The sequence below is a fragment of the Flavobacterium sp. 38-13 genome (assembly GCF_001899155.1).
Taxonomy (GTDB): domain Bacteria; phylum Bacteroidota; class Bacteroidia; order Flavobacteriales; family Flavobacteriaceae; genus Flavobacterium; species Flavobacterium lindanitolerans.
The window spans coordinates 172,579-187,182 of sequence record NZ_MKVG01000019.1; the positions used below are offsets into that span (position 1 = coordinate 172,579).

Here is a 14,604-nt window from a genome sequence, read left to right on the forward strand (position 1 = left end):
TACTTTGCTTTACATAAGCATAATCTGGATGCTATTTTGTAACTTCACTTTAACCAAGGTCATCCCAAATAGTAAAAATTGCCCAATGCTTAAGAAAATCAGATTCTTTTTACTCCTGTTGACTCTGTGCTGCTGCCACTATTCGCATGCGCAGGAAAAGCCCGTGAAAAGAGATTCTCTGAAAGGCTATCGGGACATTGAACGCTATTCTAAAAAAAGAGGTTTTACCAAATTCCTCCATAAGCTTATTTTCAAACCCGTAGATTCAAAAAAACCGAAAAACAGGCAGAAAGATAAAGTCGTACTTAAAAGCTACAGCCAGTATGAAGGAAAAATTATCCGGAATATCTATATCACAACGCTTGACCCTTTTGGGTTTTCTGAAAAAGATACGACTAAAAAAGCCCGTAACGGATTTGAACGGTTTGGAAATAACGTCCATATCAAAACCCGCCAGCTCACAATAAAAAACCTGTTACTTATTCGAAAAAACAGGCCACTGGATTCGCTTCTCGTCAAAGAATCCGAACGTTTAATCAGAAGCCAAAGATATATACGAAGCGTTGACTTTACTACCCGATTGGTAGGAACAAATGCTGATTCTGTTGATATTTATATCAGGGCATTGGATTCCTGGAGCCTGATTCCGAATGCTTCCGGGTCGACTTCCAAGACTACTTTTGAGCTTACGGAACGAAATTTTTTAGGAACAGGACATGAATTGGATAATACCTACCGACAGCGGTTTGACAATGGAAGGAGTGCCGTTAGTACGCGATATACGATTCCTAACATTCTTAATACCTATATCCGGACATCGCTCGCCTATCGTGTTGATGAGCATAATAACTACTCCAAAAGTATTTCCGTTGACCGTCCTTTCTTCTCTCCTTTTGCCAAATGGGGAGCCGGAGTCTATATTGGTCAGGATTTTACGGTTGATTCCTTACCGGATGCTACCGGACGTTATGCGGCACAAAATTTTAAAGTGGGAACCCAGGATGCCTGGGTAGGAAAATCGACCCAAATATTCAAGGGAAATTCTGAAGAAGACCGAACCACCAATTTCATTACTTCATTCCGGTTCGTGAGAAAAAATTACAGCGAATTCCCTGCGCCGGAATACGACAGCCTAAAGTATTTCTCTGACGAAAATTTCTACCTGGTGGGATTTGGTATCACTTCCCGAAAATTTATTCAGGATAAATACCTTTTCAATTACGGCATTACAGAAGACGTTGCCATTGGAAAAGTATATGCACTCACGGTAGGCCATCAGAATAAAAACCACATCAACCGACTGTATGTGGGTGGTCGCTTCTCTTTCGGGCAATATTTCAAATGGGGCTATTTTAGTACCAATGTTGAATATGGTACCTTCTTTAGAGGCCCAATCACACAGCAAACTGTCTTTTCTGTTGAGGCCAATTATTTTACAAATCTTATTGAATTGGGCGATTGGAGGCTGAGGCAATTTGTGAAACCAAGACTGGTAATAGGTAACAACCGCTTTCCTACGGTTGCAGACCGGGTAGACCTCAATGAAGAAAACGGCATACCGGGTTTTAGCAGCTATAAGTTGCGGGGTACTAAAAAAGCATTATTAACGCTGCAAACCCAATCCTATTCACCCTGGAACTTGGGAGGATTCCGTTTTAATCCTTTCTTTACCTATACGATTGGCCTGCTGAGCAACGAAAACAACAACCTCTATAAAGGAAAAGCCTATTCCCAAATTGGCATTGGCGTTATAATCAGTAATGACTTTCTGGTGTTCAATTCCTTTCAGTTTTCTTTCTCGTATTATCCTAGTGTTCCTATTGATGGTAGTGGGAATATGCAAACCAATTCTTTTAAAACAACCGATTTCGGAATGCCGAATTTTGAATTTGGAAAACCGCAAACCGTACCTTACGATTAGTTAAATATTTCTTAAAAAAATTGTGTTGGCATCATTATTGGTTTTTGTTCTCCAACGAAGAACCTAAAAATACAGCGCTATGAAAACTCTAAAAGTATTAATTGCAGGATTGGGCCTTTTAATGGCCGGTACGCTTGAAGCACAAGTATCTGTTAATGTAAGTATCGGAAGTCGTCCAGATTGGGGTCCGGTTGGATACACAGAAGCAAATTATTATTATCTTCCTGACATTGAAGCCTATTACGATATCAGAGCCTCGAATTTTATCTACATCAACAACGGAACCTGGGTAAGAGCCCGATATTTGCCAACCCGATACCGTAATTATGATTTGTACAACGGTTATAAAGTAGTACTGACGGATTACCATGGATCAAGACCTTATGCCCACTTCAATACCCATAAGGTTAAATATTACAGAGGACCGAGACCACGTCCGGTTGTCGTAAGAGAAGTTCACCACTATCATGACGACCACAAGCATTACAAAAAACATAAAAAACATCACAAGCATCGCCATGATGACTAATAAAATAAGGAGAGCCTGACAGCTCTCCTTTATTGTTAAAGTCTTAGTAAGAAAAACACATCCGGAAAATTATGAAACAAATATAGTTTTTTAATTCGCCTTTATTTTTTTGATTCTTATTTGCAATATCTTCTTTTAGAGTTTCAGTGAATTTCGTAGTTTTGTCCTCATGGATAGCATTCTTTTCATAATAAAATGTGTTTCAACACTCCCATAACACATTAAAGCTAGCCATTTTCTTATCAAACAGAAAAACACTAATTTTTAATCATGTGGTGAAATGCTTTATTAAAATCAAGCTGTTTGAAAAAGTCATTTTTAAAAATTAATAGATTAAGGTAATTAATTTAAAATATATTCTTATGAGAATTAAAAATTGGATATTATATTCTGGAATAGGGTGTCTTTTGCTGGGAAGTTTAATCTTATATTTTTTTGATGGCGAATATCTTAATTCAAGACAAGATATTAATGGAGCCTTTTTACCAATATTGCTTTTTGGAATAATCATAGCTCCTGTTTTTGAAGAAATAGCTTTTAGAGGGTATTTTAGTAAAATCAAGAAACTTCAGATTTTATCCCTTGTTATCCTACTTCTATATGTTATAATATTCTTTAACATCATAAATCTTAGTCTTTTCTTATTATTTCTATTACTTCTTATCATCAACAAGGGAAAAGAAAATAACTTTATTTTTATAGTATCTATCATCTTTTTTGGAGTAATGCATTACAAAATATCAGATTTTACTTCTTTATTAGCATTTAACAGTATTTTTTTTCAAATTGGTTTTGGAGCAATTTTATTGTGGATTGTAATAAATTTCAATCTCAAAAGAGCCATCCTATTACATTCACTTATTAATTTAACTTTATTTACTTTCGAATATTTCTATATTATTAATGAAACGGATTTTTCGCAAAAGCGCATAGAAAACAAAGAAATATATGTTGAATGGAAAAAAGAATTTAATTTTTTACCTAAAAGACAAGAAATAACAGCTTCAGAAACTTCCTTCGAAGCAAAGAATTATGATGCACTAGAACTGTACAGAGCAATTCAGCCATTAGATAAAAAAGAGAAACAACTGTTTGCAAAAGAGCCCTTTATATCGTATACAATTAATTTTCAATTAAAAGATAGTATAAACGCAAATTCTGGATTAGGATTAGATTTAGATGAGCTGGCAGAACAATACTTAAAATTTTCAATTGAGCATAATATATTAGCTCCAAAATAAATGTTAATGACTATTTGGGAAGTTTATAGCAGCTAAAAGCTGATTTTGACAGAAATTATTTGAATTGCGTTTTTAATCTCAAATTATTACGAATTAAAAAATACACTGATTTAAAAAGTCATAAAGGTTTCAAACAATCAATAAATCTTTTTTAGTAATTTTAGCATTACTCATACACCATTAACAATAACTAAAAATCAAAATACAATCCAATACTTAAAAACTACACATTTTCTTACTTCTTTAATTTTTTATTCCATTAAAAAAGAGAAATTAGGAAAATCTTAATTTTTATTGAACACGATTATAATTCTACTTTTTTATGTAAGTTTGAAAGTTAGTTCCATAAAATCAAAATGATACCAAAAACTGCTTACCACTCCCTCATCCTTTTTCTTCTTTCATTCTGTACGGTAAATGCCCAGAAACCGCAAAAATTAAGCTCTGGTGAAATCTACGAACAGGTACAAAAACTTAACTTTTTAGGGTCGGTTTTATATGTAGCCGCACATCCTGATGATGAAAACACCAAACTGATTTCCTATTTTTCTAATGAAGTAAAAGCCAGAACCGCTTATTTGTCATTAACGCGTGGAGATGGAGGACAAAACCTGATTGGTTCTGAACTTCGCGAATTGCTTGGCGTTTTAAGAACACAGGAACTATTGGCAGCGAGAAGAATTGACGGCGGTGAACAGCTATTTTCACGGGCCAACGATTTTGGCTTTTCCAAAGAGCCTAACGAAACTTTTTCCATTTGGGACAAGAATCAGGTGTTGAGCGATGTAGTTTTAGCCATCCGAAAATTCCAACCTGATATTATCATTAACCGTTTTGACCACAGAAGCCCGGGAACCACTCACGGACATCACACTGCTTCTGCCATGTTAAGCATGGAAGCTTTTGACCTTGCCGGAAATAAAAACAGTTTTCCTGAGCAGCTTTCTTCCTTAAAAACCTGGCAGCCAAAACGAATATTTTTTAATACCTCATGGTGGTTTTACGGCTCCGAAGAAAAATTCGCACAGGCCGATAAAAGCAAAATGGCCACTATCAATGCAGGTGTTTATTTTGGAATTAAGGGTAAAAGCAATGGCGAAATAGCCGCGTTGAGCCGAAGCCAGCACAAATGCCAGGGTTTTGGTACTATAGGAACGCGTGGAGATGAGATGGAATATCTTGAATTTCTAAAAGGCGACTTGGCTAAAGATAAAAACAACCTGTTTGAAGGCATCAATACCACCTGGTCAAGAGTAAAAGGAGGCGAAGCTATTGGAAAAATCCTGAACGATATTGAGGCGCATTTCAATTTCAAAGACCCGTCTGTTCATATCCCGAAATTAATCGAGGCCTACCATTTGGTCAGCAAACTGGAAGACGAACATTGGAGGACCATCAAAAAACAGGAATTGGAAAATATTATCATGGCTTCGGCAGGATTGTTTTTTGAAGGTGTTTCTTCAGAACAAAGCACAAATCCGGACAGCGATTTTACTTTAAAGCTTGAAGCCGTAAACCAGGGCGCACAGGATGTTGAACTGGTTGCCGTGACTTTCCTTAATAATCCTGAAAATGGAATCATTCAAGGAAAAAAACTGGATAAGAACAAACCGTTCAAGACCGAAAAAAAATTACATACGCTTGCCTCTACTCCCTACACTTCTCCGTATTGGCTAAATGAAAAAGGAACATTGGGAATGTATACCGTCAAAGACAGGGCCATGATAGGACGACCGGATTCTGAAAAGCTCAAATTAAAATGGAGCCTTAAAATTGCCGGACAACCACTGGATATCTACAGAGAAATTGTCTATAAAATTTCCGACCCGGAAAAAGGCGAAATCTACCAGCCTTTTGAAGTATTGCCGGAAGCCACGGCTACGGTAATTGATGAGGTCACCATTTTCTCCGATTCCAAAACAAAACCGATTTCCGTAAGGGTAAAATCCGGAAAAGCCAACTTAAAAGGAAACATCAGCCTGCAGGTTCCTCAAGGCTGGACTGTTTCTCCCGACAAAATCGATTTTGACATCGCGATGAAAAACGATGAAAAGATTGTGGTATTTAACGTAACACCGCCTTCCTATGAAAATAAAGGCATCATTGCTCCGGTAATTACTGTTGACGGACAAAAATATACGCAGAAATTAACGACCATCCAATACGACCACATCCCGAAACAATCGGTACTGATGCCATCTGAAGCTTCGGTTGTCCGATTAAATATTAAAAAAAGCGGACAGGTTATCGGCTATATCGAAGGAGCCGGAGATGAAATTCCGCAAAGCCTGAAACAGATTGGCTATGATGTAAGAATTATAAAACCTGCTGAGATTACAGAAACGGCTTTGTCCGGATTTGATGCCATTGTTATGGGAATCAGGGCGTATAATGTTATTACCGACCTTCAATTCAAACAACGTTATCTTTTAGATTATGTTAAAAACGGAGGAACTATGGTCGTACAGTATAATACTTCCGGCAGACGTGGATTTAACGGCTTTAACGTTCCTGATTTTTCTCCTTACGAATTGAATATTTCCAGCGACAGGGTGACGGATGAAAATGCAAAAGTTTCTTTTTTAAACGCAACGCATTCGGTATTAAACCATCCTAATAAAATAACAGAAGCCGATTTCCAGGGCTGGGTTCAGGAAAGAGGATTGTATTTTCCTGACAAATGGGCTCCTGAATTTACGCCTATATTGGGGATGAAAGATTTAGGAGAAACTGAAAAACAAGGAAGCCTTTTAGTCGCAAATTACGGAAAAGGATATTATATTTACACAGGATTAAGCTTTTTCCGCGAACTTCCGGCCGGAGTCCCGGGAGCATTTAAGCTGTTTACCAACCTTATCTCTATAGGAAAAAAGGACAAATCATAAATTAATGAAAGAAAAGAAATTAAGAAGCTGGAAAAGAAATTACACCCTGGTGCTTGTAATGAATGCCCTGTACATTCTGATTTTTTATTTTATAATGCAATATTTTTCATAAATGCAGGCAATTGACTGGGTAGTTTTAATCATTACGCTTTTTTTCATCGTTTTTTATGGCGCATGGAAAACGCGGGGCAGCAAAAACGTACAGGATTATATTCTGGGCAACAACGAAACGCCGTGGTACACCGTAGGAATTTCCGTTATGGCAACTCAGGCCAGCGCCATTACTTTTCTTTCTACTCCCGGACAGGCATTTAATGATGGGATGGGGTTTGTGCAGTTCTATTTCGGATTGCCGTTGGCGATGATAATTATCTGTATCACTTTCATACCTATTTACCACAAACTTAAAGTTTATACGGTCTATGAGTTTTTGGAACAGCGTTTTGACCTTAAAACACGTTCTCTTGCTGCTATACTATTCCTGATTCAGAGAGGCTTTTCAACCGGAATCACGATTTATGCACCCGCCATCGTATTGTCATCCATATTGGGCTGGAATCTGAACCTGATGAATATCATTATTGGTATACTGATTATCATTTACACGATGACAGGCGGTACAAAAGCCGTAAATGTTACCCAAAAACAACAGATGTTTATCATCATGTCGGGGATGTTTATTGCCTTTTTCATCATATTGAGCCTGCTTCCTAAAGAAGTTTCCTTTAATAATGCATTACAGATTGCCGGCGTAAATGACAAAATGAATATCCTTGATTTTTCGTTAGACAAGGAAAAAAGATATACGGTCTGGACCGGAATCACGGGAGGTCTGTTTTTAGCCCTCTCCTATTTTGGAACAGACCAGTCGCAGGCACAACGCTATCTTTCAGGTAAATCGGTAAAAGAAAGCCAGATGGGACTTGTATTTAACGCACTTTTGAAAGTACCAATGCAATTCTTTATTCTTCTGGTTGGGGTTATGGTCTATGTCTTTTTCCAATTCCAGTCGGTTCCAATTAACTTTAATCCGAACAGTAAGGCAAGTATTGAAAAATCAGTATATGCCGGTGATTACAAAAAACTCGAAAACGAATTGGTTGATATTGCTTCAGAAAAAAAAGAAGTGACATTGGCTTATGTCAACCAGCTGAATATAGAAACAGACAATAAGGTACTCAAAAACAGGATTATTGCCTTAGCAGAAAAAGAAAAAACAATTCGTGAACAGGCCAAAGTCCTGATTAGCAAAGCCAATAAAAAGAATAAGACTACAGACAGCGATTATGTCTTTATTCACTTCATAATTCACTACCTGCCAAAAGGATTTATCGGGCTTTTACTGGCCGTGATTATCTGTGCTGCCATGTCTTCGACAGCTGCCGGGATCAACTCGTTAGCTTCGACAACTGTAATTGACATCTATAAGAGAAACATAAAAACGGAGAAATCTGAAGCGCATTTCGTGAGGGCTTCAAAAGGTTTTACGCTGCTTTGGGGTATCATCGCCATCTTATTTGCCTGTTTCGGAACCTTATTTGAAAACCTGATTCAGTTTGTCAATATTATCGGTTCTATATTTTATGGTACTATTCTGGGTATTTTCCTGATTGCCTTCTATATTAAATATGTGAGGGCACAGGCCGTATTCTGGGCAGCCGTATTCAGCCAGATAGCCATATTCGTAATTTATTATTTTGCGATATACATCTTTCCTCCGGGCAAAGAAAAACTGAGTTACTTATGGCTTAACTTTATTGGGGTTGTCATTACCATCATTATTTCCGTAAGTATTCAGTATTTCAAAAATTCTAAAGAAATCAAAGCATAAAAAAAGCCGATTGCAATGCAATCGGCTTTTTGTTTGTGTTTATGGAATTATTTTTTGCTCCACTCGTTGATGCTGTCTTTGTTCATTTTCACATAATCAGCATTGTTTGCTTTTTCTGCAGCAGCCAAAGATAATTTCGCTGTTTCGATAGCACCTTTCTTATCTCCCAGTTTAGACTGAATTAATGATTTTTGTCTCAGGTACCAAAAAGGAGCTTCTCCTTTTGTTTTCTCGATAGCAGCATTAACCCAGGTCAGGGCTTTGTTCATGTCACCGTTTGACTGGTAAAAATATTGTGCTGAAGCGAAATAATCATCTGCTTTGGGTCCTGCCAAAGTAGATTCGATACTTGCCATAGCTGTTTTTTGCGTAGGAACATCGAACTTAACGGCTACAAGCGTTTTTTCCCATGAAATTTCCAGACTTCCTGAATCGTTGCTGATTCCATTTACCGCAATGGTAAAAGTTTCAACATTTCTGTTCAGATTTTCCGGCTTAACGCTTGTTCTTAATGCTACCTTATTTTCATTCCATTCTGCCGGTAATCCCCAGTTGTTGGTGTCTTTATAGAAAATAACATCCCATGAGTCTGCTCTTGGAACCGTAAAAAGGCTGTAGCTTCCTTTTGGAAGGTCTTTTCCTCCTATTTTTACATCTTCACTAAATGTGATTATAGTATTGCCATTGGCTCCGGTTCTCCATGTTTTCCCAAAAGGAACCAAATCTCCAAAAACAGCCCTTCCTTTTGCACTGGGGCGAGAATATTCGATATGTACATCTGTTAATCCGACTACCTGAGTAATGTCAGATTTCGGGCTTGCCTGAGGCGTTTTTACTTGAGCATTGGCCGTCAATGTGATTAAAAGTAATCCTGCGGCAATAACTATCTTTTTCATAATAAATTATTAGATTTTGATTTTTGCGAATTTAATAATTTCAAGTCATTTAAATGTTAAATAAAACCAAGAAAAAACAGCTTTTTGTTTAACCTAATTAAATTTAAATTAAACAATATTGTATTTTTGTAGTATGAAATTATATACACTATATACAAAACAACAACTTCCTGTTTCAATAGAAACGGCCTGGGAATTTATTTCCAATCCTAAAAATCTGGAAATAATCACTCCCAAATCCATGCAATTCAAGACGCTTTCGGGTGATGAAAAGGAGATGTTTGCCGGGCAGATTATCCATTATAAAATCACTCCGTTATTTGGAATTTCAATGCAGTGGGTTACTGAAATCACACATGTTCAGGAACAAAAATTCTTTGTTGACGAACAACGTTTCGGTCCTTATGCCTTTTGGCACCACAAGCATTTTCTAAAAGCGATTCCGGGCGGTGTTGAAATGGAAGATATTGTTCATTATAAATTGCCTATGGGGCTATTGGGCCAATTGGCACATCCATTTATAGTCAAGCCAAAGCTGGATGAAATCTTTGCTTACAGGCGAAAAAAACTCATCGAAATTTTTGGCGAATTTAAATCCTAAATCATGAATATATTCTGGTTCAGACGTGACTTACGTTTAGATGATAACAAGGCATTGTTTGAGGCATTATCAAACAATGCCACACTTCCTGTTTTTATATTTGACAAAAACATCCTTAGTGAACTTCCTAAAGATGATGCCCGCGTGACTTTTATTTCCGCATTGCTGGACAATATACAGGCCATCCTAAAACAAAACCATAAATCACTGGCTGTTTTTCATGATGACCCCATACACGTTTTTAAAAAACTGGTTGCTGAAAATGCAGAGATAAATGCCGTCTACACCAATCACGATTATGAACCTTATGCCCAAAAACGGGATGCGGAAGTTGGCGCATTTTTAAAATCAAAAAATATAGCCTTCCATACTTTCAAAGACCAGGTGATTTTTGAAAAAGAAGAAGTGATAAAAGAAGATGGTAAACCTTATGTTGTGTTTACGCCCTATTCTAAGAAATGGAAAGAAAACTTTAATGAAAAGCTTACCGAATCCTTTCCTTCTGAAAAGAAACTGGCTGAAATAGCCCAACATTCCTATCCGTATCTTTCACTAAAAGAGATCGGATTTGAAGCATCCGGGATAAAAGTTGCCGACTATAATATTTCAAGCGCGCTAATTGAAAATTATGCCGAAACCCGTAATTTTCCCGGTATAGAGGGCACGTCTCATTTAAGTCCTCATTTGCGGTTTGGTGCTGTCAGTATCCGAAAGATTGTAAAAACAGCGCTCAAACACCGAAAAGAAACTTTTTTAAATGAACTGATTTGGCGGGAGTTTTTTATGCAGATTCTTTGGCATTTTCCAAACACGGTCACAGAAAGTTTCCGTCCGAAATATGACCATATCCAATGGCGTAACAATAAAACCGAATTCCAAAGCTGGTGTGAAGGAACTACCGGCTATCCAATAGTCGATGCCGGAATGCGGCAATTGAATGCTACAGGAACCATGCACAACCGCGTTCGAATGATTGTGGCCAGCTTTTTATGTAAGCACTTGTTAATTGACTGGCGTTGGGGTGAAGCGTATTTTGCAGAAAAACTATTGGATTATGAACAATCCAGCAATATAGGTAACTGGCAGTGGGCTGCAGGAAGCGGTGTCGATGCCGCTCCTTATTTCCGGATTTTTAACCCAAGCGAACAGGTTAGAAAATTTGACAAAGATTTAAAATACATCCGAAAATGGGTTCCGGAGTTTGAGCAATTGGACTACAGGCCAATAATCGACCATAAGGAAGCACGGGAAAGATGCCTGGTAGTATATAAAAAAGCAGTCGGATAACGACTGCTTTTGTTTTATGCATTTATATTTTTGATTTTCTCAAAATTCAAATCCCGGAAATCGGTTATCACCATATCTGCTTTCGACTGGTCCTGCCCTGTTCCGCTTTCACCCTTGTAGGCAATACAAAAAATTCCCGCCGCTTTAGCAGCCGTAATTCCGTTGGTACTGTCTTCAATGACAATACATTCATTGATAGGCGCTTTTGAATAGGAAGCCGCTTTTAAGAAAATAGCCGGATTGGGTTTGGATTCAGGAAAATCCTCACCACTGACTTTGTGCGTGAAATACGGATTCAATCCGAAACGCTCAAAAACCTTGTTGATAATGGCCATTTCAGAAGAGGAAGCCACTATCAGCTGTATACCGTTATTGTATAAATCAATAATAAGTTCCTTAACGCCCGGCATCAGATACAGGTCTTCCTTTTTATCAAAAGCCTCTATAAAAAGTTTGTTTTTGGCTTCAATCAGTTCTTCTACTTCATGAACCAATTGAAAATTATCTTTGATTTTCTGATAAATCATCTTATTGGAGTTTCCTGTGAAAGTGTGGTACATTTCATCCGGAACTGTAATATCCAAATCTTTAAATTGCAATAAACTCACATCATAATGAACCGGTTCGGTGTCGACTAAAACACCGTCCATGTCAAAAATTACGGTCTTAACCATTTTTATTTTACTTTAAATTCTTAATCTTTTCGGCGTTTAGCTCGTTAAAATGATTGATAATCCTGTCTGCTTTTGACAAATCCTGAAGCTTGGTGTTTGCGCTTCTGTAACCTATACAAAAAATTCCTGCTGCAACCGAAGCTTCAACTCCGTTGGTACTGTCTTCTATAACAATGCATTCGTCTTTTTTTCCTATTGCTAAAGAAGCCGCATATTCAAAAATAGCCGGATGCGGTTTTGACTTCGGAAAATCTTCACCACTCACAATATCCGAAAAATACTGATGCAGCTTAAAACGGTTAAAAACGCGTTCTATTGTTACCTTTGAAGCCGATGATGCTACTATAAGCTGAACACCGTTTTGATAAAGGTCTTTTATCAAATCCTCAACTCCTTCTATAAGGTGGAGGTCTTTTTTAGTATCAAAAGCATCATTAAAAATATTTCTCTTTCTCTGTATCAAATCCTCGACATCGTGGTCCAGACCAAAAGCATGTTTTAGTTTCTGGAAAACATTTCGTGTAGAGTTTCCGGTAAAAGTAGCAAACAGGTCATCGGTTACAGAAATTTCCAGTTCATCAAAATGCTGGAAATAGGCATATCTGTGAACGGGTTCCGTATCAACGATAACGCCGTCCATGTCAAAAATTACAGTTTTTATCATTATTGTGTTGTGTGTTTTGAGTAGTTTAGTTCTTATTCTTTCTTCAACAGGTATCGGATTACCGTTTCTGCCGCATGAAGCCCGAATAATCCCGGCATATAGCTATTGGTTCCGTAGAATGATTTTTTGAAGTTGGAACCGTCTGTCATTCTCAAACTATTCGGGTCCTGGATTTCATAGGAATAAACAGCTTTCACACCTTTATCAATTCCGGCTTCTCTCAATCTTCTTTTAATAGCCTTTGCCAGATAGCAGTTTTTGGTTTTACTGATGTCGGTTACTTTTACTTTACCTGCTTCCATTTTGCCTCCGGCGCCCATACTGCTGACAATTTTTATTTTTTTGCGTTTGGAAGCAATAATCAGGTTTAATTTTGGTGTAATACTGTCAATACAGTCCATCACATAATCAAATTCATCCGTAACAATCTCAAAAGCCCTTTCCGGCGAAAGGAACTCTTTTATTCTGGTTAGCTGTAATTCCGGATTGATATCCATCAGACGGTCACCAACCACATCAATTTTTGGCTTGCCTACGGTAGAATGCAATGCGGGAAGCTGACGGTTAATATTGGTAATATCAACAACATCACCATCAACAATTGTCATTTTTCCAACACCCGCTCTGGCAATAAATTCAGCTGCAAAAGACCCTACACCACCTACTCCAACAATCAATACGTTGGAATTCTTTAATTTTTCAAGACCTTCTTTTTTGAACAACAATTCGGCTCTTTCTGTCCACTGCGCCATTTTCTATAATTTATTTTTGTACTTATTTTTTAAAAACATTTTTAAAATTCTGCTCTACAATTCCCTGCAAATCTTCAGGATTTTTGCCTTTGTACTTCGAAGCTACGGCATATACTTCTTCTATTGTTTCTTCAATCGTATCCGTTTCCAGGAAAAAACGATTATCCGGAACATTTTTAAAAACCGATTCCAATTCCGGGTTCCGCAACAAATATTTACCAAAAGAAAGATAAAAACCATTGTCCAGCAATTGTCTGGCCAATTGTTCATTTTTTGAGAATCCGTGGATAATCATTGGAACCGTAATCTTTAAATCATTCCTGATGGCTATTAATTCCTGAAACGATGCTACACAATGGATAACCACCGGTTTTTGATATTTTTGAGCCAATGCCAATTGTTTTCTAAACACCTGTTCCTGCAGGCTAAACGGAATTTCAATTCTTTTATCCAGTCCGCATTCGCCAACAGCCAGACAATTGGAAGTCTGTATTTTTTCTTCTATAACGGCAAGGTCATCTTCAACCCTATCCGCTACAATATACCACGGATGAATCCCTATCGAATACAACGGAATGGACGCATCGAATTCCTGCGGATATTGATTGACCAATTCCAGACAACCGGGATGGTTTGAGAATTTATGCGTGTGGAGATTGTATAGCAAAGCTTATTTTTTAAATTTTTTCACTCCTGCCTTAATTTCAATCGCAAGATCATTTTCCTGTGGAGGAATCGGGCATGAATATTTATGATTATAGGCACAATACGGATTATACGCCGTATTAAAATCAATAGAGATTGTATCGCCTTGTGGTATTTTCAAATCAATATACCTTCCGCCTCCATAGCTGTCAACTCCGGAAGTCAGGTCTGTAAAAGGCAAAAACAATGCATCCTTATATTCTTCTATTTTTTTCAAATCCAGACTTTGGTAAAGATTTACCTTGAACTTTTTCCCGTCTATCGAAAAATGGGCTTCACCATATTTCACATACATGGGTTTTCTGGAGGTAGTCGTTGGCATTTCAAAAGGTTTTTCATCCGGAGTTCTTATGAACTTTGCATTGACGAAAAAATTTCCGTTTATGGGATAAAAATCCAAAGCCTTAAATGTTTTCAAATCTTTCTTTAGCAAGGGACTTTTTACCGAGTCGGCATATTCCGCATTTAATTCTTTCTGGAAAGCAACAACAGCTTCTTTATCAAAACTTTTTTGTGCCAACAAAACGGTCGACACCAATAAAAACAGCAGGTTGAAGAAGCTTTTCATGAATTTCAATTTTTATGCAAAAATAAGCAAAATTATCGATTACGCTTTCC

13 protein-coding genes are annotated in these 14,604 nt (G+C 37.4%); 7 read left to right on the forward strand and 6 right to left on the reverse strand.

The window, feature by feature from the left end:
• Positions 1-85: 85 nt before the first annotated feature.
• From BGO88_RS14065 to BGO88_RS14085, 5 genes are all read left to right on the forward strand, one after another.
• A complete protein-coding gene (locus BGO88_RS14065) occupies positions 86-1,921 on the forward strand; it encodes a BamA/TamA family outer membrane protein (protein ID WP_245867812.1) in 1,836 nt (611 codons plus the stop codon).
• Between the two features lie 79 nt (positions 1,922-2,000).
• Positions 2,001-2,450 carry a hypothetical protein gene (locus BGO88_RS14070; RefSeq protein WP_101472208.1) on the forward strand — a complete coding sequence of 150 codons (450 nt, stop codon included), beginning with the start codon at positions 2,001-2,003 and terminating at the stop codon, positions 2,448-2,450.
• Between the two features lie 362 nt (positions 2,451-2,812).
• On the forward strand, positions 2,813-3,691 hold the full coding sequence (locus tag BGO88_RS14075; protein ID WP_286707289.1) for a CPBP family glutamic-type intramembrane protease: 879 nt from the start codon (positions 2,813-2,815) through the stop codon (positions 3,689-3,691).
• Between the two features lie 356 nt (positions 3,692-4,047).
• A complete protein-coding gene (locus tag BGO88_RS14080) occupies positions 4,048-6,576 on the forward strand; it encodes a PIG-L family deacetylase (protein WP_286707290.1) in 2,529 nt (842 codons plus the stop codon).
• 112 nt (positions 6,577-6,688) lie between these two features.
• Complete coding sequence (locus tag BGO88_RS14085) at positions 6,689-8,407, forward strand: sodium:solute symporter family protein (RefSeq protein ID WP_286707291.1); 1,719 nt, start codon at positions 6,689-6,691, stop codon at positions 8,405-8,407.
• A 47-nt stretch (positions 8,408-8,454) separates the two neighbouring features.
• Here BGO88_RS14085 and BGO88_RS14090 read toward each other — a convergent pair whose 3' ends face one another.
• Positions 8,455-9,303: a DUF2911 domain-containing protein gene (locus tag BGO88_RS14090; RefSeq protein WP_101472211.1), complete on the reverse strand. Its 849-nt coding sequence runs from the start codon at positions 9,301-9,303 to the stop codon at positions 8,455-8,457.
• Between the two features lie 133 nt (positions 9,304-9,436).
• On the opposite strand from BGO88_RS14090, the gene BGO88_RS14095 reads away from it, so the two are divergent.
• Positions 9,437-9,904 (forward strand): SRPBCC family protein, encoded by a 468-nt coding sequence (locus tag BGO88_RS14095; RefSeq protein WP_286707292.1) that lies wholly within the window; start codon positions 9,437-9,439, stop codon positions 9,902-9,904.
• 3 nt (positions 9,905-9,907) lie between these two features.
• Positions 9,908-11,191 (forward strand): cryptochrome/photolyase family protein, encoded by a 1,284-nt coding sequence (locus BGO88_RS14100; protein ID WP_286707293.1) that lies wholly within the window; start codon positions 9,908-9,910, stop codon positions 11,189-11,191.
• A gap of 14 nt (positions 11,192-11,205) precedes the next feature.
• Here the strand turns inward: BGO88_RS14100 and BGO88_RS14105 are convergent, their stop codons facing one another.
• Genes BGO88_RS14105 through BGO88_RS14125 form a run of 5 tightly spaced genes read right to left on the reverse strand, consistent with a single transcriptional unit; the run spans position 11,206 to position 14,554 of the window.
• Positions 11,206-11,865, reverse strand: a complete 660-nt coding sequence (locus BGO88_RS14105; RefSeq protein ID WP_056066107.1) for an HAD family hydrolase — start codon at positions 11,863-11,865, stop codon at positions 11,206-11,208.
• A gap of 7 nt (positions 11,866-11,872) precedes the next feature.
• The gene (locus tag BGO88_RS14110) at positions 11,873-12,529 is read right to left on the reverse strand and encodes an HAD family hydrolase (RefSeq protein ID WP_286707294.1); all 657 of its coding nucleotides are present in this window, start codon (positions 12,527-12,529) and stop codon (positions 11,873-11,875) included.
• A 32-nt stretch (positions 12,530-12,561) separates the two neighbouring features.
• Entirely contained in the window at positions 12,562-13,281 is a 720-nt protein-coding gene (locus BGO88_RS14115; protein WP_286707295.1) for a tRNA threonylcarbamoyladenosine dehydratase, read from the reverse strand.
• Positions 13,282-13,303: 22 nt separating this feature from the next.
• Positions 13,304-13,948 carry a TatD family hydrolase gene (locus BGO88_RS14120; protein WP_277013853.1) on the reverse strand — a complete coding sequence of 215 codons (645 nt, stop codon included), beginning with the start codon at positions 13,946-13,948 and terminating at the stop codon, positions 13,304-13,306.
• A 3-nt stretch (positions 13,949-13,951) separates the two neighbouring features.
• A complete protein-coding gene (locus tag BGO88_RS14125; protein ID WP_277013856.1) occupies positions 13,952-14,554 on the reverse strand; it encodes a DUF1684 domain-containing protein in 603 nt (200 codons plus the stop codon).
• Positions 14,555-14,604 lie beyond the last annotated feature (50 nt).